Annotated in this window: 25 protein-coding genes; 9 read left to right on the top strand and 16 right to left on the bottom strand. The window is 65.4% G+C overall.

Going from position 1 to position 22872, the window contains the following annotated elements; genetic code table 11:
* Positions 1-147: 147 nt before the first annotated feature.
* Entirely contained in the window at positions 148-1350 is a 1203-nt protein-coding gene (gene pncB / locus B4M43_RS15455; protein WP_296268322.1) for a nicotinate phosphoribosyltransferase, read from the bottom strand.
* Complete coding sequence (locus B4M43_RS15450) at positions 1347-1997, bottom strand: nicotinamidase (RefSeq protein WP_296268321.1); 651 nt, start codon at positions 1995-1997, stop codon at positions 1347-1349. The genes pncB and B4M43_RS15450 overlap by 4 nt, the downstream gene beginning before the upstream one ends.
* A 143-nt stretch (positions 1998-2140) precedes the next feature.
* Here B4M43_RS15450 and B4M43_RS15445 point away from each other — a divergent pair, with 143 nt between their 5' ends.
* The 5 genes from B4M43_RS15445 (at position 2141) to B4M43_RS15425 (ending at position 5691) form a co-directional block, all read left to right on the top strand.
* On the top strand, positions 2141-2851 hold the full coding sequence (locus tag B4M43_RS15445) for an NUDIX hydrolase (RefSeq protein WP_296268320.1): 711 nt from the start codon (positions 2141-2143) through the stop codon (positions 2849-2851).
* Between the two features lie 96 nt (positions 2852-2947).
* On the top strand, positions 2948-3349 hold the full coding sequence (locus tag B4M43_RS15440; RefSeq protein WP_296268319.1) for a hypothetical protein: 402 nt from the start codon (positions 2948-2950) through the stop codon (positions 3347-3349).
* A 131-nt stretch (positions 3350-3480) separates the two neighbouring features.
* Positions 3481-3702 carry an MbtH family protein gene (locus B4M43_RS15435; RefSeq protein ID WP_296268318.1) on the top strand — a complete coding sequence of 74 codons (222 nt, stop codon included), beginning with the start codon at positions 3481-3483 and terminating at the stop codon, positions 3700-3702.
* A gap of 9 nt (positions 3703-3711) precedes the next feature.
* Complete coding sequence (locus tag B4M43_RS15430) at positions 3712-4431, top strand: thioesterase II family protein (RefSeq protein ID WP_296268317.1); 720 nt, start codon at positions 3712-3714, stop codon at positions 4429-4431.
* A 156-nt stretch (positions 4432-4587) separates the two neighbouring features.
* Positions 4588-5691, top strand: a complete 1104-nt coding sequence (locus B4M43_RS15425; RefSeq protein WP_296268316.1) for a DUF1615 domain-containing protein — start codon at positions 4588-4590, stop codon at positions 5689-5691.
* 110 nt (positions 5692-5801) lie between these two features.
* Here B4M43_RS15425 and B4M43_RS15420 read toward each other — a convergent pair whose 3' ends face one another.
* The 14 genes from B4M43_RS15420 to B4M43_RS15355 all read right to left on the bottom strand — a co-directional run bounded on the left by B4M43_RS15420 (position 5802) and on the right by B4M43_RS15355 (position 18717).
* Positions 5802-6164 (bottom strand): hypothetical protein, encoded by a 363-nt coding sequence (locus B4M43_RS15420; RefSeq protein ID WP_296268315.1) that lies wholly within the window; start codon positions 6162-6164, stop codon positions 5802-5804.
* 104 nt (positions 6165-6268) lie between these two features.
* A complete protein-coding gene (locus B4M43_RS15415; protein ID WP_296268314.1) occupies positions 6269-7591 on the bottom strand; it encodes an MFS transporter in 1323 nt (440 codons plus the stop codon).
* Positions 7592-8121: 530 nt separating this feature from the next.
* Positions 8122-9066 carry a hypothetical protein gene (locus B4M43_RS15410; protein WP_296268313.1) on the bottom strand — a complete coding sequence of 315 codons (945 nt, stop codon included), beginning with the start codon at positions 9064-9066 and terminating at the stop codon, positions 8122-8124.
* Between the two features lie 194 nt (positions 9067-9260).
* Entirely contained in the window at positions 9261-9827 is a 567-nt protein-coding gene (locus B4M43_RS15405; protein ID WP_296268312.1) for a GNAT family N-acetyltransferase, read from the bottom strand.
* A gap of 82 nt (positions 9828-9909) precedes the next feature.
* The gene (gene lpxO, locus B4M43_RS15400; RefSeq protein ID WP_296268311.1) at positions 9910-10809 is read right to left on the bottom strand and encodes a lipid A hydroxylase LpxO; all 900 of its coding nucleotides are present in this window, start codon (positions 10807-10809) and stop codon (positions 9910-9912) included.
* 263 nt (positions 10810-11072) lie between these two features.
* The gene (locus tag B4M43_RS15395) at positions 11073-11990 is read right to left on the bottom strand and encodes a metal ABC transporter substrate-binding protein (protein WP_296268415.1); all 918 of its coding nucleotides are present in this window, start codon (positions 11988-11990) and stop codon (positions 11073-11075) included.
* A 2-nt stretch (positions 11991-11992) separates the two neighbouring features.
* Positions 11993-12892 (bottom strand): metal ABC transporter permease, encoded by a 900-nt coding sequence (locus B4M43_RS15390; RefSeq protein WP_296268310.1) that lies wholly within the window; start codon positions 12890-12892, stop codon positions 11993-11995.
* On the bottom strand, positions 12892-13635 hold the full coding sequence (locus B4M43_RS15385; protein ID WP_296268309.1) for a metal ABC transporter ATP-binding protein: 744 nt from the start codon (positions 13633-13635) through the stop codon (positions 12892-12894). The genes B4M43_RS15390 and B4M43_RS15385 overlap by 1 nt, the downstream gene beginning before the upstream one ends.
* Positions 13632-14549, bottom strand: coding sequence for a metal ABC transporter solute-binding protein, Zn/Mn family (locus B4M43_RS15380; RefSeq protein WP_296268308.1), 918 nt, complete (start codon positions 14547-14549; stop codon positions 13632-13634). The genes B4M43_RS15385 and B4M43_RS15380 overlap by 4 nt, the downstream gene beginning before the upstream one ends.
* 15 nt (positions 14550-14564) lie before the next feature.
* On the bottom strand, positions 14565-15134 hold the full coding sequence (locus tag B4M43_RS15375; RefSeq protein ID WP_296268307.1) for a DUF6162 family protein: 570 nt from the start codon (positions 15132-15134) through the stop codon (positions 14565-14567).
* Positions 15131-15451, bottom strand: coding sequence for a hypothetical protein (locus B4M43_RS15370; protein WP_296268306.1), 321 nt, complete (start codon positions 15449-15451; stop codon positions 15131-15133). Before B4M43_RS15370 ends, B4M43_RS15375 begins: the two co-directional genes overlap by 4 nt.
* Positions 15448-15987: a thiamine pyrophosphate-binding protein gene (locus B4M43_RS15365; protein ID WP_296268305.1), complete on the bottom strand. Its 540-nt coding sequence runs from the start codon at positions 15985-15987 to the stop codon at positions 15448-15450. The genes B4M43_RS15370 and B4M43_RS15365 overlap by 4 nt, the downstream gene beginning before the upstream one ends.
* The gene (locus B4M43_RS15360) at positions 15984-17195 is read right to left on the bottom strand and encodes a PepSY-associated TM helix domain-containing protein (RefSeq protein WP_296268304.1); all 1212 of its coding nucleotides are present in this window, start codon (positions 17193-17195) and stop codon (positions 15984-15986) included. Before B4M43_RS15360 ends, B4M43_RS15365 begins: the two co-directional genes overlap by 4 nt.
* Before the next feature lie 187 nt (positions 17196-17382).
* Complete coding sequence (locus tag B4M43_RS15355) at positions 17383-18717, bottom strand: lysine N(6)-hydroxylase/L-ornithine N(5)-oxygenase family protein (protein ID WP_296268303.1); 1335 nt, start codon at positions 18715-18717, stop codon at positions 17383-17385.
* 243 nt (positions 18718-18960) lie between these two features.
* Between B4M43_RS15355 and B4M43_RS15350 the strand changes: the two genes are divergently transcribed.
* The 4 genes from B4M43_RS15350 to B4M43_RS15335 all read left to right on the top strand — a co-directional run bounded on the left by B4M43_RS15350 (position 18961) and on the right by B4M43_RS15335 (position 22831).
* On the top strand, positions 18961-19359 hold the full coding sequence (locus B4M43_RS15350; protein WP_296268302.1) for a hypothetical protein: 399 nt from the start codon (positions 18961-18963) through the stop codon (positions 19357-19359).
* A 221-nt stretch (positions 19360-19580) separates the two neighbouring features.
* Entirely contained in the window at positions 19581-20054 is a 474-nt protein-coding gene (locus B4M43_RS15345; RefSeq protein WP_296268301.1) for a MarR family winged helix-turn-helix transcriptional regulator, read from the top strand.
* Positions 20055-20084: 30 nt separating this feature from the next.
* Positions 20085-21299, top strand: coding sequence for an HlyD family efflux transporter periplasmic adaptor subunit (locus B4M43_RS15340; protein ID WP_296268300.1), 1215 nt, complete (start codon positions 20085-20087; stop codon positions 21297-21299).
* Positions 21296-22831 (top strand): DHA2 family efflux MFS transporter permease subunit, encoded by a 1536-nt coding sequence (locus B4M43_RS15335; protein ID WP_296268299.1) that lies wholly within the window; start codon positions 21296-21298, stop codon positions 22829-22831. Before B4M43_RS15340 ends, B4M43_RS15335 begins: the two co-directional genes overlap by 4 nt.
* Positions 22832-22872 lie beyond the last annotated feature (41 nt).

Below are 22872 nucleotides of genomic sequence, written 5' to 3'. Positions count from 1 at the left end.
GTTGTGCGTTTTTATAGCCCCACAGAAACGTTTCAGCAAGTAGGGAAAGCGGCGGCTTGGCGGGCACCGTGTGAGCTCACGACGCCAGCCAAGCAAAAGCGCTCGAATGTTCATCCATTGCCTGCCGCGTCGATGCGGCAGCCGGGCTCAACCCGGCACGTTGAACACATGCCGCAGGTAGCTGACGAAGTTCTCGTCACGGCACTGGGTCTTGCCGGGGCTGTCCGAGATCTTCGCCACCGGCGCGCCGTTGCAGGCCGTCATCTTGATCACCATGTTCATCGGTTGGACTCCTGGAATGTCGCACGTCAGGTTGGTGCCGATGCCGAAACTCACGTTGATGCGTCCGTGCAGGGCGCGGTACAGCGCCAGCGACTTGGCGAAATCCAGGCCGTCGGAAAAGATCAACGTCTTGCTGGCCGGGTCTATGCCCAACCGCTGATAGTGGGCGATGGCTTTTTCGGCCCAGGCCAATGGGTCGCCCGAATCATGGCGCAAGCCGTCGAAGAGCTTGGCGAAGTACAGGTCGAAGTCGTCCATGAAGGCGTCCATGGTGATGCAGTCGGTGAGCGCAATGCCCAGCAGCCCGCGGTATTCGCGCACCCAGCATTCCAACGCCGCGACTTGGCTGTCGACCAGGCGCGGGCCGAGCTGCTGGTGGGCCATGAACCATTCGTGGGCCATGGTGCCGATGGGCTTGAGTTCGTGCTCGCGGGCCAGGTGCACGTTGCTGGTGCCGACGAAACGGCCAGGGAAGTCGCGCTTGAGGATGTGCACCACCTCTTCCTGGACCGGGTAGGAGAAGCGCCGGCGGGTGCCGAAGTCGGCCAGTTGCAGGCCCGCGAGTTCGGCATCGCTGGCTTCCTGGCGCAGCCAGTCGAGCTTCTGGTACAGACGCTCGCCCACCTGCTCCAGACGCACGTCGCGGTAACGCTGGCGGTTGCGCACCTCGGAGACGATCGCCAGCAAAGGAATCTCGTAGAGGATCACGTGCAGCCAAGGCCCGCGTACGCGGATGGCCAGTTGGCCACTGTCGTCCAGGCCGATGTGGACGTAACGCAGGTTGAAGCGGAACAGGCTGAGGAAACGGATGAAGTCCGGCTTGATGAACGGGATCTTTTCCAGGTAGGCCAACTGGTCGAGGGTGACCGAGACCTCGGCCAACTGCTCGACCTGATAGCGGATTTCGGCCAGGTAAGGGGAGAGGTCTTCGCCATTGCGGCAGCGGAATTCCCATTCCACTTCGGTGTTGGGGTAGTTGTGCAGCACCGCCTGCATCATGGTGATCTTGTAGAAGTCGGTGTCCAGCAGGTTCTGGACGATACGGTCGCCGAAGATGTGTTCGCTCATTGCAAGGTCTCCCGCAGTTCGTTGAGGGTCTGGTCGAGGGCGCTCTCGTCGGCGCACAGGCGGATACCGTGGGCCACCATGGCCTCGCAGGCGCTGTCGCAACCCGCCGCGTTCAGCCCGCGGCAGGCCGGCAGATAGAGCAGCACCTGCAGGCCGGCATCGCGCAGTTGGCGTGCGGTGGTGGCGACGCAGTAGTCCAGGGCCAGGCCGCCGACGAGCACCACGCTTACGCCTTGCGCCTTGAGGTATTCGATGGCACCGGTGGAGCGGCGCTCGGCCAGGTCGTGGTAGCAGGCCCCGTAGGGGTGCAGGTCGGGCTCCACGCCTTTCCAGACGAAGTAGTCGTAGTCGATGGGCGCGGGCAGGCCGGGCAGCAGTTCGAAGCCGGGCGTGCCCGGAACGCAGTGGCTGACCCAGGTCAGGTCGGCGTTGGGCAGGTCGAGCGGTTGCAGCATCTGCGCGTGCTCCGGCACCACCCACACGGCATTGCGCGGGTGGGCGTCCTTGCTGCCCAGGCGCAGGTCAGCGCGCTGGGCCATGGCCTGCAAGGCCGGGACGATTTCGTGGCCGCCGGGGACGGGCAGTTCGTCGGGGGCGTTGCAGGTGAAGCCGTTCTGCGCGTCGACATCGAAACTGGCGATCTTCATCACATGACTCCTTGTGCGGGAATGCCTATATAATTCACCTGGTGTAATAAGTATGTCAAGCCTTGAGTCTTGAAAAATATGGGTCTTGTCATGAATTGTATTTCTGGTGGAATATCTCGACTTCTCATTCCTGGAGTGCCGCCATGAGCCGTGCCGAAGTTCTGGCCAGCGTCGACATCGTCGCGCTGCGCATGGCCCCTGACACCGCAACCTTGCAAGTGCTGTTGCACCGCCGTGAACGCGAACCGCACCTGGGCGACTGGGCGCTGCCTGGCGTCATCGTCAACGGGCGTAGCCCCGACAACAGCCTGGCGACTGCCGCCGAGCGCGCCTTGCGGGAAAAGGCGCGGGTCGAGCCGCGTTACCTGGAGCAGGTCGGCACCGAGGGCAATGCCTTTCGCGATCCGCGCGGGTGGTCGCTGAGCACGTACTACTTGGCGTTGCTGGCGCCCGATACCGTGCTGTCGGGCGACGACCTAGGGTTCTTCGAACTAGACAGCGTGTTGCAGCGCAAGGTGCTGCTGCCCTTCGACCATAACTTGCTGGTGCGCCTGACCCGCGAGCGTCTGGCGACCAAAACGGTGTACAGCAGCTTGCCGCTGTACCTGGCGCCCGAGCGCTTCACCGTGCTCGATGCCTTGCACGCCACCCAGGCTTGCCTGGGCGCTACGGTCAATAACACCTCGCTGCGCAAGCGCCTGGAACGCATGAAAGAGCTGGGGTGGGTGAGCGATACCGGGGAGCGCAACCAGCCGCGACTCGGGCGGCCGCAGCAGTTGTACCGGCATACGCCCCAGGCCGATCGGTTGTTCACCTTCGAGCGCAGTCTGTTGCCCGAAGGCCTGGGCAGTTGAGCCGCCTCGGCGCCCTGGCGCCGAGGCAGGGCATGGGTGCCAGACGCCCCGCAGTCTCTGGCCTGCAACCTGTTACATACAGGCTATGCTGAGGCCATGACCCAACCCACGCCCTTGCGCCAACCTTGCCCACCCGGTGCCTGCGACTGCGGTCGCGAGCGATTGGCCGAAAGCCCGTCCCCGGCCCAGCGCATCCTGCTGCTGACCCGTCAGGAAGAGCGGCGCCTGCTCGAGCGCTTGGAAAACCTGCAAGACCTTGCCGACCTCTATCGTCTGCAACAGCGTCTACAGGACAACCTCGGCATCCGTTTGCACATCGGCCCTGGCGACCATGAGGTGCGCAGCGGGCGCGGCGTGCAGATCGACATTGACGCGCAACCCGGCCTGTGCCGGAAAACCCGTCGGGAAATTCCCGCAGCCATCCGCCGTGGGTTGGAGCGCAATCCTGAAGTGCTTTATCGCTTGCTTGACGCCCACGATTTGCTGGGCGGTGCGTGAGGGGGCTTGACCCACGGTGTGACTGGCTAGGTTCTGCGGTTTCGTCTGACTAATTTCTCAGAACGCTCCTACGTCTTTTGAAGACCTGCCCTGCGTTCCACGCAGTGGCCCCACCTTCAAGGAGACAGGCAATGACTTCCGTATTCGACCGCGACGACATCGTGTTCCAGGTAGTGGTCAACCACGAAGAGCAATACTCCATCTGGCCCGACTACAAGGCGATCCCCAACGGCTGGCGCACCGTCGGCAAGAGCGGCTTCAAGCCCGAATGCCTGGCCTACATCGACGAGGTGTGGACCGACATGCGGCCCTTGAGCCTGCGCCAGAAGATGGCCGAAAGCGCCGCGTCCTGAGGCCCTGCGGTGACCGCACTGAACCTGTTGTGCCTGCCGTATTCGGGTGCCAGCGCCATGGTCTATGCGCGCTGGCGGCGGAAGCTGCCCGCTTGGCTGAACGTCCGCCCGGTGGAGCTGCCTGGACGTGGCGCGCGCTTCGGCGAAGCGTTGCAGACCGACATGCAGGCGTTGGCCCGGCAACTGGCCGTCGAGCAGCGACTGGCCGCCAGCAAGCCCTATGCGCTGTTGGGGCACAGCCTGGGAGCGCTGCTGGCGTTCGAGTTGGCCCACGAGCTGCAAGCCCTGGGCTGCCCGGCGCCGTCGGCCCTGTTCGCCTGCGGTACGGCGGCGCCGACGCGCCGCGAGGAATACGACGGCAGGGACTGGCGCGAGCCCAAGTCCGACCCTCAGTTGATCGATGAGCTGCGCCAATTGCAGGGCACCCCTGAAGACGTATTGGCCAACGAAGAACTGATGGGCCTGACCCTGCCGATCCTGCGTGCCGACTTCCTGTTGTGCGGCCGCTATGCCTATCGCCAGCGGCCACCGTTGCGTTGCCCGTTGCATGTGCTGGCCGGCGACGCTGACCGTGCCACCCAGGAGCAGTTGCTGGCTTGGGCTCAGGAGACCTTGGGCCCCTTCGACCTGCAGATGTTTCCAGGCGGGCATTTTTTCATCCATACCGAGGAAGATCGCGTGCTGGAAGCGCTGGCCAGCCGTTTGCAGCCGCATCGTCTGCGTGCTTGATGGCGCTTGATTGACGTGGCTCCCTGCTTAGGGGAGGCTAAGCCGCTATTCCAAGCACGGGACGTCCGCATGTTGATCGATCGGCTTCAGGCCACGTCGTTGCCCTGCCCATGGCAGACGCCCGGCAGCGCACTGCATGCGGCCAAGCCCCCCACGATGCCTGCCCGCTCTTGGCGCCTACGCGCCAGTTGCACCGGATTGATGGTGCTGGCGTTGCTGCAAGGTTGCACCGGTCAGCGCGCAGCCGCGCCCGACCCCCAGGACGATCCTGCCGCGGTACGCGCCCAACTACTGCGTTTGCTACCCGCGCACCTCAACGACCGCAAGGGCTGGGCCGAAGACATACAAGTCGCCATGGCCGCCCAGCGCCTGCCCGCCGACCGCAGCAACCTGTGCGCGGTACTGGCGGTGGCCGAGCAGGAGTCGACCTTCAACGCCGATCCGCAGGTGCCGGGCCTGGGCCGCATCGCCCGGGCGGAGATCGATCGGCGTGCGGGGCGCCTGCACATACCCAACCTGTTGGTCGACGTCGCGCTCGACAGCACTTCCGCCAACGGCAAGACCTACCAGCAACGCCTGTTGGCCGTACGCAGCGAGGGCGAGCTGAGTGCGCTGTACGACGACGTCATCGCCAGTCTGCCGCTGGGCCGTACGTTGTTCGCCGGGCTCAACCCCGTGCGCACGGGTGGGCCGATGCAAGTCAGCGTCGATTTCGCTCAGAAACACGCGCAGGACTATCCCTATACCTATAGTGGAACCTTGCGCCAGGAAGTGTTCACACGCCGGGGCGGGCTGTATTTCGGCATCGTCCACCTGTTGGGTTACCCCACCCATTACACCCAGCCGCTGTACCGCTTCGCCGACTTCAACGCCGGTTGGTACGCGAGCCGCGACGCCGCGTTCCAGGCGGCGTTGAGTCGTGTGACGGGCGCTCCTCTGGCGCTTGACGGCGACTTGATCGACCCCGGCGCGCTAATGCCCGGCAAGACCGAGCAGGCGGCCCGAACCCTGGGCGGCAAGCTTGGCTTGCGCAACCCGCAGATTCGTCGGCAGTTGGAGCAGGAAGACGGATTGGCGTTCGAAGAGACGGCGCTTTACACCGGAGTCTTCGCCTTGGCCGATGCCAAAGCTGGCAAGCCCGTGTCGCGCGCGGTGTTACCCGGCATCGTGCTGGAAAGCCCGAAGATCACGCGCAAGCTCACCACGGCCTGGTTCGCACAGCGTGTGGATGCGCGTTACCAGCGCTGCATGCAGCGTTGAGAGAGGGGAAAGGCGGGGCAAGCGGGAAGGGCATCGAATAACGGTCGGCTCACGGCCGAAGGCAAAGGCAATGGCGTGACCCGCAAGCACGGGTCAACGCCGACCATGCCTCACTGCTTGGGCGCGGTATTGTCGGTGCCAGGCAGTGAATTGGTGCTGCCGTCGTTGTTCTTGGGCTTCGGCATGCCGGCAGCCGAATCGGCATTGGTACCCGTACCGGTGCTGGTGCCCGAATGGTTTTTCATGCCGCTGGCGTTGGAGTTGACGCTGCTGCCATCACCTGCGGTGGTGCCCGGGGTAGTGCTGCCCGGAGTACCCATGCCGGTGCTGGTGTCAGCGCCGGTGCCATGGGTGGTGGAATGGCCGGCGCCTGTGGTGCCGGTGGAGGTGCCGGTAGTGGCTGCGAAGCTGCCGGCCGAGGCCAGGCCGAGGCTCAGGGCGAGTGCGATGGAAAGCGGGCGAATGCTGATCATGTGAATCTCCTGAAGGAAGGGATCTTACATTCGGTTCGGCTGCGCCGGCCGGGCGACGGTGCCCGGCAGACGACAGACGGTCATGCGCTTGAGGTTACTGGATGTTACGCGCCATCCGTCTTGGGTGGCGTGGCGCTCTCGACTGTCTCTACCTCAGCGTAGGAATGCGTATCGGCCATGGTGGGGTGCTCATGGGCCGCATGGATCAGTTCTTCGGTCACCCGCAGCTCGGCGCCAGTGGGCGAAAAGGTCGCCGACGGCGCGAAGGGTGCCGGATGCTCGGGGGCCGGGCGCTTGCCACGGCGCCACAGGAAGAACCCGACCATGCCCAGGTTGACCACCGCGAAAGCCCAGAACAGGCCGGTCTCACCGTAGGCGGTCATCGCAGGCGAAATCATCAGCGGGGCCATCGCCGAACCCAGCGAGTTGATCAGCAGCATGCCTTGGATCATCGGCACGATGGCGTCGGCCGGCGCCCGGTCGGCCGCATGGCTGACCGCAACCGGGTACACCGCGAACACCCCGCCGCCCAGCAGAAACAGCAGCGCAGGCAACAGTGGCGAGCCCGACGGCAACAGCAGAATGCCCACCGACAGCGCCACGCACACCGCCCCCAGCACGATCAGCACGTCCTGGCGGTCGGTACGGTCGGACCAGCGCCCTACCGGGTATTGCAGAAGCATCGCGCCGAGGATCACCCAAGCCATCATGCGGCCCACCTCACCGGTGTCCAGGCCGATGCGTTGCAGGTACAGCGGCAGCAGCGAGTACACCGCGGCGATGGCCACGCCCGAACCGAAGCAGCCGACCAGCCCGCTGGGCGTCACGCTGAGCAGCTGGCGCGGTTTGAGCGGTTCCACCTGGTCGAGCAAGGGCGAGACCCGCGGCAGCACACCGATGGGCAGGATCGACAGCGAGGCCAGCATACCGGCGACCATGAACGGCGCGGTCGCGCCCCAGCCGGCCAACTCGCCGAGGAACGCCTGGCCCAGCACCCCGGCGCCGTACAGCGCGATCATGTACAGCGCCAAGAGGCGCCCGCGAATCTTCGCGTCGCCGGCCAGCAGCATCCAGCTTTCGATCACCAGGAACACACCGACGGTGGCCCAGCCGTTGATCAGGCGCAGCACCATCCAGCCCCAGGTGTCGACGAACAGCCCTTGCAGCAGGATGGTCGCGGCGATCAGCGAGGCGAAGCAGGTATAGGCGCGGATATGGCCGATGCGCAGGATCAGCCGGTCGTTGAACAGCGCGCCCAGGGTCAGGCCGAGAAAGTAGGCGGACGCCACCACACCGATCAGGGTGGCCGACTCACCGGCCTCGCCCAGACGCAGAGTGGTCAGCGAAGACAGGAAGCCGTTGCCCAACGCAACGATGAACAACCCGAGCAATGGCGCCAGCGCCATGCCCAGCAAACGCACGGACATACGTACCTCTAGAAGTAGGAAAACGACGGACGCCCTTTCAGGCATGCAGGATCGAGCAGGCCTTGGAGGCCGGCGCTGCAGCAAAGTGCCAGGGAATGTCTGCGACCGAGACATGACGCGACCGCGGGCCGCGAACGAGCGGGCGGGCGGATGGATCCTGGTCGATCAGGGCGGCGCAGGAGCGTGGAGGGTCATGGCGACGGATGGCCAGCGTTCGTGGCGACTGGACTAAAAAGGCCGGGCGGATTCTACGGTTCGGCGAGTCGCCGAGCTGAGGAATTTGCTGCGACAGGATGACGCAGTGTCGAGTGCGGGAAACGTAAGGAGCAATGGCGGTCAGCTGAGCACTCCGTGTCGCCACGCACCTGACCGGAAGTGATCGCGGCCATTGGACCTGCTGCGCAGGTCATCGCGGCTAAAGCCGCTCCAACAAGAGCATGCCCATCGCGGCCATGACGTTTGTTGGAGCGGCCGGTTCGGCGCTCCGATCAGCCGCGATGGACGTTACTCCCCTTCCAGGTCCAGACCTGCTAGCCGCACGCCCAGTCCAACTGCATGGACGCCAGGTCTATCTGGCCTGTACCACAGCCGAAGTTGAAGCCGCCGAAATCCTCTTCGAACTCCAGAAAGCGTGGGCCGAACTCCGGGTAACCCTGCACTGGCATCATCGTGCCGCCCAGATGGTTGCGCCCGAAGAAGCGTTCCAGGTCCAGTCCCTCGGCCGATTCGCCGAAAGCCGGCACATAGCCGCTTTCGACGCATTCGTCGTCCCACTCTCGCGGCGGCTTGCCCACGTTGGGGTCGCCCTCGCGCAGCTGCGCGTAGATGGGCAGCGCCGTTTCCAGGCCGGCGTGCGGCAACAGTTCGATGGGCGGCGCGTTGGGTTCACGGATGCGCAGGTCGTAGAAGTAGGTCGGATAGGGCTGTGTATGCCAGCTCGGCTCAGGGCCGAGCAACGTACTGGCGGGCAAGCGCGGGGCAGGGCAGAGCGTCCCGTCGAACTCGGCTTGAGTCAGCCACAGGCCGGCATATTGCGTACTGAGGATGTCGCGCATGTCGAACCGCGCAGGATGGCGGTCTCTGGCGTGTTGCCACAGCACGTGCAGTGCTGGGTCTTGCGGAGCAGCTTCAGGCAGCTCAGCGGCGAAGAAGGCTTCCACCGCTTCATTGGCCGACAGTTCGTCGAACTGATCGTCGACGAACAGGCTCAGGGCCACGCGCGTATCGCCCTGGGTGCGGTACTGCGCGGGAATGTGCAGGGTGAAGGCATGCCGCAGCGGGTGGCCGAAGGTCTCACTGAGTGGCCATTGGCTAGGGCGAATACCGGGCGGCAAACCCAGACACCAGCCCCCGGCCCATTCGGCGCCGCGCTGCGCGTCTGGTAGCGGGCGTTGCGAGTGGCGCAGCAGGTCGTAGGCGCAGGTCAGCGTAGGGTCGGCGGACGGGGTACGCGAGGCGTCGGGCGAGGAAGGCATCAGGCGAATTCCGGACAGAGGGAAACGTTGCGTAGGGTATCGCAACGAACGGCCTGGCAGCGGTTTTGACTCGTAGGGCCTTTAAGAATGTGAGCGAGCGCAAAGCTTGCGCAAAAAACCGTTGCATGTCGGGCTTTGCAAGGCACTGCGCTGTGCGAAGGCGCCACGGATGTCACCCCGGGACTTCTTCCAGGTCAGCGGCCTCGGCGGCGCGACACCCGCGCTTCGATGTTCTTGCGGCCGATGAGCAAGGGCGGTGTCTCGGTCACCGGCTCGTCGGCCAGCCACTTGTACATCACCAGGCAATCCACCAGACCGAAACGGGCATGGCGGTAGGCTTTGGGCAGGCGCCCGACGGTTTCGAAGCCCAGTGCCTGCCACAGCGCGACCGCCACCTCGTTGGTGGCCACCACCGAATTGAACTGCAACGCCAGCAGGCCCGCCTGGCGCGCGAGCTTCTGCGAGTGCTCGCACAGCGCCCGCGCCACGCCGCGGCCGCGTGCCGCTTCACAGACCATGTAGCCGCAATTGCCTACGTGCGAGCCGGGGCCGGCGGCGTTGGCCTTGAGGTAGTAGGAACCCAGCAGTTGCCCCTCGTCCTCAGCCACCAGGGTGTGCATCGGCAGTTCCAACCACAGCTGACGCGCCTGCTCGAAGCTGATGTCGGGGGCGTAGGCGTAGGTCTCGCGCGCCTGGGCCACGGCCTGGAAGGTGGGCCAGAAGCGCTCGAAGTCGTCCGGGGTCATGGGGCGGATGTGCATGGGCAGGCTTTCCTGTGCGAACGGACCGCGCAGTGTGGGACGCCCCAGGCCACCCGGCAAGTGCCGGTGGCCCAAGACAGACTCAGATGTAGATGAACACCAGGACCAACGCGGCCACCACGGCCCATTTTTCCAGGTAGTAGCGGGCGCGGTTGCGCTTCTTCAGCGCCTTGCCGCGTTCGCGGATGCGATAGATGCGGGTGAACAGACGATTGATCGCGCCCGTCTTGTCGTTGGCATCGTTGGGCGCGGCCGCTGCGGACATGACGTTGCGGCTGAACCAGCGATTGAACGCAGTGGCCCAGCGGTACTTGAGCGGGCGTTCGATGTCGCAGAACAGGATGATGCGGTTGTGTTCGGTGGTGTTGGCGGCATAGTGGATGTAGGTCTCGTCGAACACCACCGCCTCACCGTCGCGCCAGGCGTACTTCTCACCGTCGACGTCGATGTAGCAGCCGTCGTCGTTGGGGGTGTCCAGGCCCAGGTGGTAGCGATAGGAGCCCGCATAAGGGTCGCGGTGGCGCACCAGTTTGGCGCCCGGCGGCAGGGTGGCGAACATGGCCGCCTTGACCGTGCCGATGCCTTGCAGCAGTTCGGTGGTGCGCGGGCACAGGCTCAGCGCCGACGGATGGCTCTCGCCGTACCACTTGAGGTAGAAACGTTTCCAGCCGGTCTTGAAGAACGAGTTGAAACCCACGTCGTCATAGTTTTCCGACTTCTTGATCTCGCCCCCATGCAGCAACTGAACGGCCTCTTCGCGGATTTCCTGCCAATGCGCCTGCAAGGGTGCGAGTTCAGGGAAGGCTTCGACCGGCAGGTAGGGTTTGGCAGGGTGGCGCGAGAACAGGTAGAGGAAACAGTTGATCGGCGCGAGGAAGCTGGAGTGGTCGCCCAGTTGTCGAGTCAGTTTGTGGCGCACGCGACCGCGCAGGTGCACGTAACCGATGGACAGGACGAAGATCAGGACGAGAGCGATTTTCATGAACGGTACTTACTGATAGAGGCGGCCTGGGGAGTGGCCCAAGCGCGCCAGCATAGCAATTGGCCTTCTGCTTTGTACAATCCATTACATAGGTGACTGGGTGTGTTGCGGTGCGCCGCAGCCCCTCTGGCGCAGCATCCAGAGCTGGCCAGGCGCTTGCTCGAATGCGCGGGTCGGGTGCTGCGCCCTCTAAATGAAGATGCCCTGTAGCACTGGTTGGCCGCAGCACTCCCGCCATTGCTTGCCGGAAGCGCCGCAGCCGGTTAGCCGCGCAGGGCTGCCACCACTTGCTCGACGCTGGCCTTGAGCCCAGCCAGCGTGTCGTCGGCATCGCTGTCGACCACCACCAGCTTGGCGCCCGCTGCCTTGATGACTTCGGCCACGGCGGGGTCGGGTTGGCGATGATGCAGCACCAGGGCCACATCGTTCGCCTGGAGGTTGTCCCCCAGCAGCTTGAGGGCCGCCGCGTCCCATCGATCGCCTGCGGGCAGCGGCTGGTCGATGAGGTCCAGGTTCATGCCGCCGGCCAGGTAGTTCAGGCGCTCGGAGAGGCTGACCGCGCTCAGGTTGTCGACGTCGGCCAGTTGCGTCTGGCTGGCCGACTGCAACGCCAGCAACTGGCGCTTGAGCCCGGCGAGGTTGCTTTGCATGCGCGCCTTGTCGGCAGGTGCCAGGCGTTCCAGATCGCTGGCCAGCACGTCGGCCATGCGGCCGAGGTTGGTCGGGCTCAGCCAGGGATAACCGGCGAAGGCATCGTCGCCCTGCACGGCGATACCCGGCAGAGCGCCGTCTACCGGCCGCGCAGCGTCGATTTCGACGATGCGGATGTTGCTGCGCCGGGCCATTGGGTAGAGCGGATCGTCGCGCCAGATCGAGCGCAAGCCGATCACGGCATCGGCCTGGCGTGCGGCCTTGTCCAGGCTGGGGCCACCGCGTGTGCTGAAGAACGACGGCTGGCGGCTGGCCGGCAGGTTGGCCGGCGCGGCGCGCTCGAGCCGTACCGAAGTGCCCTCGAGCAGCGCGGCGGCCAGGCTGTGGGTGACGGGCAAGGTGGTCAGGACCGTCACCGTGGCGCTGGACGAGCCGGTGGCGCCAGTGCCGGCGTGGCTGGCAGGCGCCGCCACGCCCAGGCAGGGCACACCGGCCAGGGCGAGAGCGAGGGTCAAATGCTTGAGGGACAGGTTCATGCCGGGTTTCCTTGCAGGCGTGGAACGAGGGCGCGGGCCAGGGCGGCCAGGGCGAAGCACACGCCGGCCACCAGAATGATCGCCGCGCCCGACGGAATGGGCAGGTCGAAGACGATCGGCAAGAGGATGCCGGCCAGGGTGCTGAGTGTGGCGATCAGCACCGAGGCGAAAAAGAAGCCCTTGAGCGACTGGCTCACCAGGCGCGCCGCCGCCGCAGGAATCACCAGCAACGCGCCGACCAGGATGGCGCCGATCACTTTCACCGCCGCTACCGTGACCAGGGTCACCAGCACCACGAACAGGTAGTCGAGGGTCTTCACCGCCACGCCGCGCACCGCCGCCAGCTGCGGGTTGAAGCTGGCGAGCATGATGCGGTTGTACAGCGGCACCGCCAGGGCCACCACCAGCAAGGCGACGATGCCGAGCACCAGCAGGTCTTCGGGGCTTACCGTCAGCACCGAGCCGAACAGCACGTTCTCCAGGATGTGCACGTTGATCTTGCCGGCCAGCATCAGCAGCAGGCTGGCGCCCAGGGCCAGCGACACGGAGAGGAACACGCCGATCAAGGTGTCGGGCGACAGCCCGGTACGGTTGCGCAGGAAGTTGAGCAGGATGCCGAACAGCAGACAGTAGCCGAACAAGCTGCCGTAAGGGCCGGTATAGGGTTCGCCGAGCAGGATGCCGATGGCGACGCCGGTTAGCGCGGCATGGCCGACCGCTTCGGAGAAGAAGGCGAAACGCTTGACCACCACCAACGTACCCAGCCCGCCCAGGACCGGCCCGATCATCGCCCCGGCCAGCAGGGCGTTGATGACGAAACCATAGGCCAGCGCTTCGGGCAGGTACCCGGCGGCGGCCCACTCTTGAATCAGTTGGCGAAACACTTCGAAGCTCATCAGGCGGCGCCCTCGCGGCGTGGATGGACGGAGAACAGGCTGAGCAGACGTTCCGGGGTCAGCGCCTCGGCCGGTGCGGCGTCGAACAGCACCTGGCGGCTCAGCCCGGTGACCCGGTCGGCCAGGCGCAATACGGCCTGCAAGTCGTGCTCGATCCACAGCACCGTGGTGCCCGAGGCGCGCCAGGCATGCAGCAACTGCTCGAAGACCTGAATGCCGGCTTCGTCGAGGGCCGACATCGGCTCGTCGAGCACCAGCAATTGCGGCGCCGGGATTAGTCCTTGGGCCAGCAGCACGCGCTGGCGCTCGCCGCCCGACAGCGCGCCCATGCGCCGCTTGCGCTTGTCGAGCATGCCCACCCGCTCCAACGCCTGGTCGATGGCCGGCCGCACGCGGCGCGACAAACCGAGGAAGGCCGGACGACGCTGGCACATGGCGGCCATGAAGTCGTCCACGGTCATCGGCAGGCCGCGGTCGAACTCCAGGGCCTGCGGAACGTAGCCGACCACTTCGCTCGGGCCAGGCCAGTGCAGGGTCAAGCGCCCCTGGTGCGGCATCTGCCCGAGCAGGGTCTTGATCAGCGAGCTCTTGCCGCCGCCGTTGGGGCCGACGATCGCGTGGATGCTGCCGGCGGCGACGTCGAAGCTGACCTGCTCGAGGATGCGCGTGCGGCCCAGGGTCAGGTCGATGCCGGCGAACTCGATGCGCGGCCCGCCGACGCCGATGGGCTGGGCGGCGGTCATGTGCGGTTCTCCTCGATGGCGCGCACCACGGTGTCGAGGTTGCGCTGCATCTCCACCTCGTACTTGTCCTTGGTGTACTCGCCATAGGAGATGTGCGTCAGCGGATACAGGCGCACACCGGCTTCGCGCTGGATGGTCTCGACGTAGGCCGAGGGGAAGTCCATCTCCGAGAAGATCACTTTGACGTCCAGCGCCTTGAGCTGGTCGATGGTCTTCTTCAACTGCGCCGGGCTCGGCTCGATGCCGTGCGCCGGTTCCACCACGGCGGTGACCTCCAGGCCGAAGTCGCGCAGCAGGTAGTCGTAGGCGGCGTGGATGGTGGCGACGCGGAAATTGGCGTTGGGCGCCGCGCTGACCTTGGCCAGGGCGGCGGCGCGCAAGCCGCGCAGGCGCTTGGCGTAGGCACGGGCGTTCTTGGTGTAGTACGCCGCGTTGGCAGGGTCGATCTCGCCCAGTTGGCGGGCGATATTGTTGACCTGGGCGATGGTGGTGCTGATCGACAGGAAGGTGTGCGGGTTGACCACCTTGCCGGCGCCGCGCGCGGCGATGCCGGTCGCGGCCAGCAGGGGCACGTTGCGGTTGGCTTCGATGGTCTTGATGTCGGGCTTTTCGCTGGCCGCGATCATGCGGTCGGCGAAGTCGTCATGGCCCACGCCGTTGAGCACCACCACGTCCAGGGTGCCGATGCGCTTGATGTCTTCGGCGCGCGGCTCGTACGCGTGCGGGTTGAAACCGGCCGGAATCAGCGGCACCACCTCGGCCTTGTCGCCGACGATGTTGCTCACGTAGCTGTAGTAGGGGTGCAGGGTGATGCCGATACGCAGGGGTTTGCCGGCATCGGCCAGGGCCAGGGCGGGCAAGGCGCAGGCGACCAGCAGGGCAAGGGCGCGACGCGCCAGGGCGGAGCGGAACATGGGGGAGTCCTTGTATCAGTGGCGGTGCTGGCGGGTAACCCCAGCGTCGTAGTGGCTGACGACCTGCTGCCAACCGGCGTCGGCCAGGGCCGTGGCGGAGCGGTCGAGCGGTGGCGCGACGTCGCGCTGGCGGCGCAGCCACACCACCGGTTCGGCGTCGGCCTCGGCGGGCAGCAGCAACAGGAAGCTCCCGGCCACTTCTGCGGCTTGGCTACGGCCCAGGTAGGCGTCGTCGCTCAGGCGCTGCCATTGGTGGCGGCCACGGCTTTCGCTGCTGGCGTCGACCACGAACGGCGGTAGCCCTTCCTCGGCGAGGACGTCGATGTCGGGGCTGCTGCCAGTGTCTTCGCGCAGCAGACACATTTCGTCGGCGGCCACGCGCAGGTCGGTGTACAGGCCTTGCTCGGCAGGGGTGAGGTCGCGGCGGGCGTCGATCTCGTGGGCGCCCAGCGCCACCTCGTCTTCCCGGGCACCGCGTACGCCGACCACGGCAGCGGCCAGCAGCACGATCACCAGCGCGGCCAGCAGTACGTACAGGGTTTCATGCCCGGCACCGGCCGGGCGCACGACTTGAGCCCGGCTCATGGCGCGGCGATGTCGGCGTGGTCGACTTCCACCACGTGGCCGGGGCCGGCGTCGAACAGCACGTAGAACTCGCCGTCGGGGCGTTTGAAGGTCAGGGTCGAGTCGTCGCCGAGTTTGCCGCCGACCAGTACCTGCTCGTCGTAGCCGATGACGTCGAGGGTCACCCCGGGGGCGCCGCTGCCGTCCGAGAAGCCCCCCTTGCAGGTGATTTCGCCGTCGCCTTTCTCGTCGCATTCGCACATCGGATTGTGGGCCAGCGCCGGGCCTGCGGCCAGTATCAGCAAGGGCAGGGCGAGCCTGCGGATCAGGTGTTTCATGGGTTGCCTCCTTGTTTGGCGAGCCAGGCCGCAGTCGCGGGCGATGCGTCGGCCAGGGGTACGGATGCCTGGTATAGCTTGCCGTCCCAGCCTTCGATGGTGATCCAGATCTGGGCGTCGGGCCGTGTGCGCGGCGGAATCGGCAGCGAGGTGGCCATGCGGTACTGCGAGCCGAACAGGATGCTGCCCGCCGCGCGCAGGCTGCGTGGCTTGCCGATGCGCAGGTAGATGGCCTTGACGCCTTCGTCGCAGGCGGCGCACAGGGCCAGGTTGAAGACCTTGAAATAGCCGGCCGGGCCGTCTTGCACGGGTGGCTGGTCGAGCATTTCGGCCAGGCTCACGCTCCAGCGACCCACCGGGATGTCGGCCTGGATGTGTTGGCCCAGGCCGTCGTCACCGCGGAACAGGCGCATGTCGGCGAAGTACTTGGGCATGAATGCCAGCGGAATCAGGATCAGCAGGATATTCAAGTGGAAGCGCCACTTCAGCCACCAGTGCCTCAAGCCGGTCGGCGGCAGGGTTTGCGCGCGGCTCATGGTTGCACCTCCATGGCGGGCTCGGGCGTTTTATGTGTCGTGTCGGCGCTAGTCCGCGCCGGCCGCTCGCGGCGCTTGAGGGCGGCGGCGGTGGCTTGGGCGGTGCGTTTGGTCCAGATCAACAGGCCGCTCAGCACCATCAGCGTCAGCACCAGGCCGAAGAAGAACCACACCAGTTTGATCGCCAGGCCGCCGAAGTCACCGGTGTGCAGGGGGCGCATGGATTCGGTGACGAACTCCAGGGCCGTACGGTCCGAGAGCACGAATCGGCTGTCGACCTTCTGCGTATAGGGGTTGACCGACGCGGTCTGCATCATCAACGGGTACCAGCCGCGGCCCATCATGTAGATGTGGCTGTAGGCGGTGCCCGGCATGAACACGTAGGTGAAGTCCAGCCCCGGCATCTGCTGCTGCGCGATGAGCATCGCCTGGTCCAGGTCGATGCGTGGCGCCGGGCTGCCGTCGGGCATCTGCGGCACTTGCTCGCGGGCGATCACCGGCACGACGGGCTCGCTGGAAATTGTGATGTGGTTGTCGGCCAGGATCGCCTGGATCAGGAACCAGGTGCCGGTGATGGAGATCACCGCAATGAACCAGATCGACCAGACCCCGGCCAGACGGTGCAGGTCGCCCCAGAAGATGCGCGAGCCATGCCCCGTGCGCACCGGCTTGAAGAAACCGCGCCAGAATTTCTTGTAGACCACCAGCCCTGTGACCAAGGACGCCAGCATCGGCAGCCCGAGCAGCGACACCAGGTACCAGCCCCAGCTGTAGCCGCTCGTGAAGGGCACCAACCACCAACCGTGCAGCGCACGGGTAAAGGCCTGGAAGTTGAAGTCCGGCGCCTGGCCCTGGATCGCCCCCGTGTAGGGATTGACGTAGAGCGTGGGCTTGGAACCATCGGGCCGGGTGACGCCCATGTTGAGCGCGAAATGCGAGCCGTCGGGCTGGTTCAGCCATTCGACGGCGAGTTCCGGTTGGGCTTCGTGCACTGCATCGATCACCTGCTGATAGCTCAGCCGTTCGGCGTCCGAAGCGGGGGCGGTGGCGCGCACGTCCGGGTCGGCCAACCAGACGATTTCATGGCTGACCACGGCGAGCATGCCCGTGAAGCAGACGATCAACACGAAAAACCAGATCGGCAGCGCGAGCCAGCTGTGGACCAGGAACCACAGCCTGGATTTGGATTTTTTGGGGGATTGAGCCATCAGTCGTTCTTCTAGAAATGGGGTCGAGCGAACGCCCAGCCTAAATGGGCCGCACTAGTAAGGACGAATGAGAATAAAAATCCTACGCACTTAATTGAAAGAATTTGTTTCAGACGCTGAAAACCGGCCTGTGCGGTTGTCGCGCAGGCCGGTTTCAAGGGGATCACAGGACAGGGTGGTAGCTATCTCAAGCACTGTCAGCCAGCGCCGACCGCGGTATGCGCCCCCGTTGGCAGCCCAGCTCCTGGAACAGGGCTTCGCCGATCTCCGCCGCCCGCGCCGGCAGCACCGACAGCAGGGTATCGCTCAAGCCATGGCTGCTTTCGCAGAAGCCTTGCAGGTACACCGAGGCTTGCAGGTCTGGGCTGGTCAAGACGCGGTAGTTGCGGTCCACGGCATAGTCCTCCAGGTAGCCGGCCAGCGGCGCGAGCAGTTCGCGGTGCGAGCTGCGGGCATAGCCGGTGGCCAAAATCACGGCGTCGTAACGGTGGGTCTGCTGCTGGCCGGTGGCAAGGTCGGTGACGGTCAGCTCGATGCCGTCCGTGTGGGCCACTACGTTTTCGACCTGGCGTCGGCACAGCACGTTGTGGCGGAACTGGTGGGCCACTTTCTGCCGATAGAGGATGCCGTAGATGCGTTCGAGCAGGTTCAGGTCCACCACCGAGTAGTTGGTGTTGTGGAACTGCTCGATCAGCTTGCCGCGCTCGGCCGCCGGCTGGTTGAACACCAGATCGGTGTAGTCGGGCGCGAAGATTTCGTTGACGAAGGGGCTGTCGTCGGCAGGCTTGAGGCTGGCGGCGCGCAAGATCATGTCGACCTTCACCGACGGGTAGCTGTCGTTGAGGTCGATGAACGCCTCGGCGGCGCTCTGTCCAGAGCCGATCACTGCGACGCGCATGGCCTTGCCCTGGGTGCAGGGGAGTTTGGCGACGCTGCTCAGGTACTGGGAGTGGTGAAACACCCGAGGGTCGTCCTTCAGGCTGCGGAAAATCTCCGGAATCTTCGGCGTGCCGCCGGTGCCCACCACCACCGAACGGCTACGGCGCACGATTTCCCGGCCCTGGCCGTCCTGCGAGACCACCCGCAGGTGCTCGACCCGGCCTTGGTGCACCTCGGGCTCGATACGCAGCACCTGCTCGCCGTATTGCGCCTGGGTGGCGAAATGCTCGGCGGCCCAGCGCAGGTAGTCGTTGTATTCCAAGCGGCAGGGGTAGAACGTGCCGAGGTTGATGAAGTCGGCCAGGCGCTGCTTCTGGTGCAGGTAGTTGACGAAGCTGTAGGGGCTGGTGGGGTTGCGCAACGACACCAGGTCCTTGAGGAAGGAGATCTGCAGCTCGCTCTGGCTGGCCAGGGTCTCGCCATGCCAGCGGTAGTCGGTCTGCTTGTCGATGAACAGGGCATCGAGGGCATGGCCGTGGGTGTGCGCGAGTTCTTCCAGGGCGATGGCCAAAGCCAGATTGGAAGGGCCGAAGCCCACGCCGATCAGGTCTTTCAAAGGGGCTGAAGGTGAAGTCTGGCTCATGGCGGATGTCCATAGGAGTGGAAAGCGGCATGCCTGCCGAGGGGTGCAGCGCCTGCACGGGTACATCAAGGGAACGAGCCAGTCTTGGGGGAATTTAGCGGCGGCGGCTTCACTGCGGCGTAGAAAAGCCGGCCTTGGGTCCTACAGCTTTCGGGCCAGCTGCCGATATAGCGGCTACGCCCCACCACGCCCATTCCAGGAGGACCCATGGTGAATTTTTCCAACCTCGTCGTGCCATCAGCGATGAGTCCTGCTTCTACTTCTGTCGCCACAGACATCTCCAGCACCACCGAACAGACCTCGGCCGTGCAGCTGCAAGGCAAGGCGTTCAATGAGGGCTTGCAGACCCAGGCGCCGGCGGCAGGCGGCGCCAGCAGCGAAGACACCGAATCGGATGCGATCAAAGAACTCAAGCAAATGATCAAGGATCTGCAGAAGCAACTGGCCCAAGCGCAGCGCCAGTTGGAGTCCATCAGTGCCCAGCAGACGAGCGACCAGGCCAAGCAGGCCGCCATGGCCGCCCAGCAAGCCAATATCGCCACGCTCAATGCCAGCCTGATGACCGCGACCAGTCAGTTGCTGGCAGCGCTGGCCGAAGCGAACAAGGGCAGTGCTGGGAGCATGGTCAGTACCCAGGCCTGAGCCTGGAGACGTTTGCGAATGCGGCGTCGATCCCGGCTGCGCCGCTCAGCAACCCTGAGCAGGTACAAGCCCCATGCGCACCTGCCCGGCAGGGGTTGCCGCCTCTCTGCGGCTCACATCAGGCGGCGGCAGACCGCTTAATTAATTAGGCTGCTAATAAAGTCTTTGACATTCACTGCCTAGGCAGTAACATTTGCACACACTTAGCCTGGGCGCGTGCGATGCCATTCTTCACGCCAGACAACTTTTCTGATTGCTCGCTCGGCTTGCTGCTAGGGCGCGCAGCGATCCTCAAGGACCGCATCCTCGATGCGCACTTGGAGAGCGAAGGCGTGACCGCTGCGCAGTTCAAGGTGCTGGTGATCATCACCCAACTGGCGCTCGATACGCCCGCCGAAATGTGTCGGTGCCTGGGCCTGGACAGCGGCTCCATGACGCGCATGCTCGATCGCCTCGAACAAAAGGGGCTGATCCAACGCCAGCGCTGCCCACGGGATCGCCGTCAAGTGCGCCTGGTGCTGACCGCTGAAGGTCAGCGCCTGGCCGACCGCCTGCCCGAGGTCGGCGCAAAGGCCATGAACGAGTTGGTCGGCGTGCTCGAGGCCGACGAACTGAGCACTCTGGAGCGCCTATTGGCCAAGATCCTGCTCGCTGCCGGCGACCCGATGACGGTGCGTCGCTTCAGCAACCGTTGAACCCCTTCCGACTTTTTCCAAGGTACTGCCATGGCCACTTCCCCCGACGCCAACGCTCCCGCCGAGCCCGCTGGCCAAACCGCCGACAAGCCCGCCAGCTCGCGCAAGCGCAAGCTCTGGCTGCTCGGCCTGTTGTTGCTGGTGATCCTCGGCGCGGCAGCCGGTTGGGCGTGGTACAGCCTGGTCGGACGCTGGGAAGAGAACACCGACGATGCCTACGTCAACGGCAACGTGGTGGAAATCACGCCCCTGGTCACCGGCACGGTCACCAGCATCGGTGCCGACGATGGCGATCTGGTCCAGGCCGGGCAGGTACTGCTGCGCTTCGACCCGTCCGATACCGAGGTGGCCTTGCAGGCCAGCCAGGCCAAGCTCGCGCGTACGGTGCGCGAAGTGCGCGGTCTGTACAGCAACGTCGATGCGCTCAAGGCCCAGGTGCAGTCGCGCCAGGCGGCGCTCAAGACTGCGCGCGACAACTACAGCCGGCGCAAGGCGCTGGCTGACGGCGGGGCGATTTCCGCCGAAGAGCTGTCCCACGCCCGCGACGACCTGACCACCGCGCAAAGCGCCGTGGACAGCGCCCGCCAGCAGCTCAACACCAGCACCGCCTTGGTCGACGACACCCAAGTGGCCTCGCACCCCGAGGTCATGGCCGCCGCCGCCGAGCTGCGCCAGGCCTACCTCGACCATGCGCGCACCACTCTGGTGGCGCCGGTGACCGGCTACGTGGCCAAGCGCACCGTGCAGCTGGGCCAGCGCTTGCAACCGGGCACCGCGACCATGGCGGTGATTCCGCTGGACGAGGTGTGGATCGACGCCAACTTCAAGGAAACCCAGCTGCGCGACATGCGCATCGGCCAGCCGGTGAGCGTGACCGCCGATCTTTACGGCGACGACATCGAATACCGCGGCACCGTGCAGAGCCTGGGCGCCGGCACCGGCAGCGCCTTCGCCTTGTTGCCGGCGCAGAACGCCACCGGCAACTGGATCAAGATCGTGCAGCGGGTGCCGGTACGCATTGCCCTGGATCGCGAGCAGTTGCAGCGCCATCCGCTGCGTATCGGCTTATCTACCGTGGTCGAAGTCGATCTACACGACCAGGACGGTCCGGTGCTGGCCCAGCAGCCTCCGCAACAGGCCACCTACAGCACCCAGGTCTACGACCAGCAATTGGGCGAGGCCGATGCGCTGATCGCCCGACTGATCCGTGACAACAGCGCCGCCGGCAAGACGGCCGCGCCATGAGCCAGCCGGCCGCTGCCCAATTCACGCCGCCGAGCCTGTTGCTGACCACCATCGGCCTGTCGTTGGCGACCTTCATGCAGGTGCTCGACACCACCATCGCCAACGTGGCCTTGCCGACCATCTCCGGCAACCTGGGCGTGAGCTACGAACAGGGCACCTGGGTCATCACCTCGTTCGCGGTGAGCAACGCCATCGCCCTGCCGTTGACCGGCTGGCTGAGCCGGCGCTTCGGCGAGGTCAAGCTGTTCATCTGGGCGACCCTGCTGTTCGTGCTGGCCTCGTTCCTCTGCGGCATCGCCCAGTCGATGCCCGAACTGGTCGGCTTCCGGGTGCTGCAAGGGGTGGTGGCCGGCCCGCTGTACCCCATGACCCAGACACTGTTGATCGCCGTCTATCCCCCCGCCAAGCGCGGCATGGCCCTGGCGCTGCTGGCGATGGTGACGGTGGTGGCGCCCATCGCCGGGCCGATCCTCGGCGGCCTGATCACCGACAACTACAGCTGGCCGTGGATCTTCTTCATCAACATTCCCATCGGCTTGTTCGCCGCTGCGGTGGTGCGCCAGCAGATGCGCGCACGGCCGGTGCACACCAGCCGTCAGCCCATGGACTACATCGGCCTGCTGACCCTGATCGTCGGTGTCGGCGCTTTGCAGGTGGTGCTCGACAAGGGCAACGACCTGGACTGGTTCGAATCGCCGTTCATCATCGCCGGCAGCCTGATTTCCCTGGTGTTCCTGTGCATCTTCGTCATTTGGGAGCTGACCGACCGGCATCCGGTGGTGAACCTGCGTCTGTTCGTGCACCGCAATTTCCGTGTGGGCACCATCGTGCTGGTCGGCGGCTATGCCGGGTTCTTCGGCATCAACCTGATCCTGCCGCAGTGGTTGCAGACGCAGATGGGCTATACCCCGACCTGGGCGGGCCTGGCGGTGGCGCCCATCGGCCTGCTGCCGGTGCTGATGTCGCCGTTCGTGGGTAAGTACGCGCACCGCTTCGACCTGCGCCTGCTGGCGGGCTTGGCATTCCTGGCGATCGGCGCCAGTTGCTACATGCGCGCCGGCTTCACCAGTCAGGTGGACTTCCAGCACATCGCTTTGGTGCAACTGTTCATGGGCATCGGCGTGGCGCTGTTCTTCATGCCGACCTTGAGCATCCTGCTCTCGGACCTGCCGCCGCACCAGATCGCCGACGGCTCGGGCCTGGCCACCTTCCTGCGTACGCTGGGCGGCAGCTTTGCGGCGTCCCTGACCACCTGGATCTGGATTCGCCGCGCCGACCAGCACCATGCCTATCTGACCGAGCACATCACCCCGTATGACCCGGCGACCCGCCATACCCTGGAGCAGATGGGCGGCGCCAGCCTGCAGAACTACGCCCAGCTCGAACAGATCGTCAACGGCCAGGCCTACATGATGTCGACGGTGGACTACTTCACCCTGATGACCTGGATCTTCGCCGGGTTGATTCTGCTGGTGTGGTTCGCCAAGCCGCCGTTCAGCGCCAAGGCGCCGCCGGGTTCGGGCGGGCATTGACCTCGCCTTGGCCTAGGCTCTATACGAAAGGTGTCTGCGCG

The sequence above is a fragment of the Pseudomonas sp. UBA6562 genome (assembly GCF_002434265.1).
In the GTDB taxonomy this organism is placed as follows: Bacteria; Pseudomonadota; Gammaproteobacteria; order Pseudomonadales; family Pseudomonadaceae; genus Aquipseudomonas.
The sequence above is the reverse complement of the archived record's forward strand: the minus strand, read 5'-3'. Positions and strand labels throughout refer to the sequence as shown.

Bases quoted from the DNA above. Each gene is read 5' to 3' on its own strand.
- pncB (WP_296268322.1), bottom strand. From the start codon at position 1,350: ATGAGCGAACACATCTTCGGCGACCGTATCGTCCAGAACCTGCTGGAC.
- B4M43_RS15450 (WP_296268321.1), bottom strand. From the start codon at position 1,997: ATGAAGATCGCCAGTTTCGATGTCGACGCGCAGAACGGCTTCACCTGC.
- B4M43_RS15445 (WP_296268320.1), top strand. From the start codon at position 2,141: ATGAGCCGTGCCGAAGTTCTGGCCAGCGTCGACATCGTCGCGCTGCGC.
- B4M43_RS15440 (WP_296268319.1), top strand. From the start codon at position 2,948: ATGACCCAACCCACGCCCTTGCGCCAACCTTGCCCACCCGGTGCCTGC.
- B4M43_RS15435 (WP_296268318.1), top strand. From the start codon at position 3,481: ATGACTTCCGTATTCGACCGCGACGACATCGTGTTCCAGGTAGTGGTC.
- B4M43_RS15425 (WP_296268316.1), top strand. From the start codon at position 4,588: ATGCCTGCCCGCTCTTGGCGCCTACGCGCCAGTTGCACCGGATTGATG.
- B4M43_RS15420 (WP_296268315.1), bottom strand. From the start codon at position 6,164: ATGATCAGCATTCGCCCGCTTTCCATCGCACTCGCCCTGAGCCTCGGC.
- B4M43_RS15415 (WP_296268314.1), bottom strand. From the start codon at position 7,591: ATGTCCGTGCGTTTGCTGGGCATGGCGCTGGCGCCATTGCTCGGGTTG.
- B4M43_RS15410 (WP_296268313.1), bottom strand. From the start codon at position 9,066: ATGCCTTCCTCGCCCGACGCCTCGCGTACCCCGTCCGCCGACCCTACG.
- B4M43_RS15405 (WP_296268312.1), bottom strand. From the start codon at position 9,827: ATGCACATCCGCCCCATGACCCCGGACGACTTCGAGCGCTTCTGGCCC.
- lpxO (WP_296268311.1), bottom strand. From the start codon at position 10,809: ATGAAAATCGCTCTCGTCCTGATCTTCGTCCTGTCCATCGGTTACGTG.
- B4M43_RS15390 (WP_296268310.1), bottom strand. From the start codon at position 12,892: ATGAGCTTCGAAGTGTTTCGCCAACTGATTCAAGAGTGGGCCGCCGCC.
- B4M43_RS15385 (WP_296268309.1), bottom strand. From the start codon at position 13,635: ATGACCGCCGCCCAGCCCATCGGCGTCGGCGGGCCGCGCATCGAGTTC.
- B4M43_RS15380 (WP_296268308.1), bottom strand. From the start codon at position 14,549: ATGTTCCGCTCCGCCCTGGCGCGTCGCGCCCTTGCCCTGCTGGTCGCC.
- B4M43_RS15375 (WP_296268307.1), bottom strand. From the start codon at position 15,134: ATGAGCCGGGCTCAAGTCGTGCGCCCGGCCGGTGCCGGGCATGAAACC.
- B4M43_RS15370 (WP_296268306.1), bottom strand. From the start codon at position 15,451: ATGAAACACCTGATCCGCAGGCTCGCCCTGCCCTTGCTGATACTGGCC.
- B4M43_RS15365 (WP_296268305.1), bottom strand. From the start codon at position 15,987: ATGAGCCGCGCGCAAACCCTGCCGCCGACCGGCTTGAGGCACTGGTGG.
- B4M43_RS15360 (WP_296268304.1), bottom strand. From the start codon at position 17,195: ATGGCTCAATCCCCCAAAAAATCCAAATCCAGGCTGTGGTTCCTGGTC.
- B4M43_RS15355 (WP_296268303.1), bottom strand. From the start codon at position 18,717: ATGAGCCAGACTTCACCTTCAGCCCCTTTGAAAGACCTGATCGGCGTG.
- B4M43_RS15350 (WP_296268302.1), top strand. From the start codon at position 18,961: ATGAGTCCTGCTTCTACTTCTGTCGCCACAGACATCTCCAGCACCACC.
- B4M43_RS15345 (WP_296268301.1), top strand. From the start codon at position 19,581: ATGCCATTCTTCACGCCAGACAACTTTTCTGATTGCTCGCTCGGCTTG.
- B4M43_RS15340 (WP_296268300.1), top strand. From the start codon at position 20,085: ATGGCCACTTCCCCCGACGCCAACGCTCCCGCCGAGCCCGCTGGCCAA.
- B4M43_RS15335 (WP_296268299.1), top strand. From the start codon at position 21,296: ATGAGCCAGCCGGCCGCTGCCCAATTCACGCCGCCGAGCCTGTTGCTG.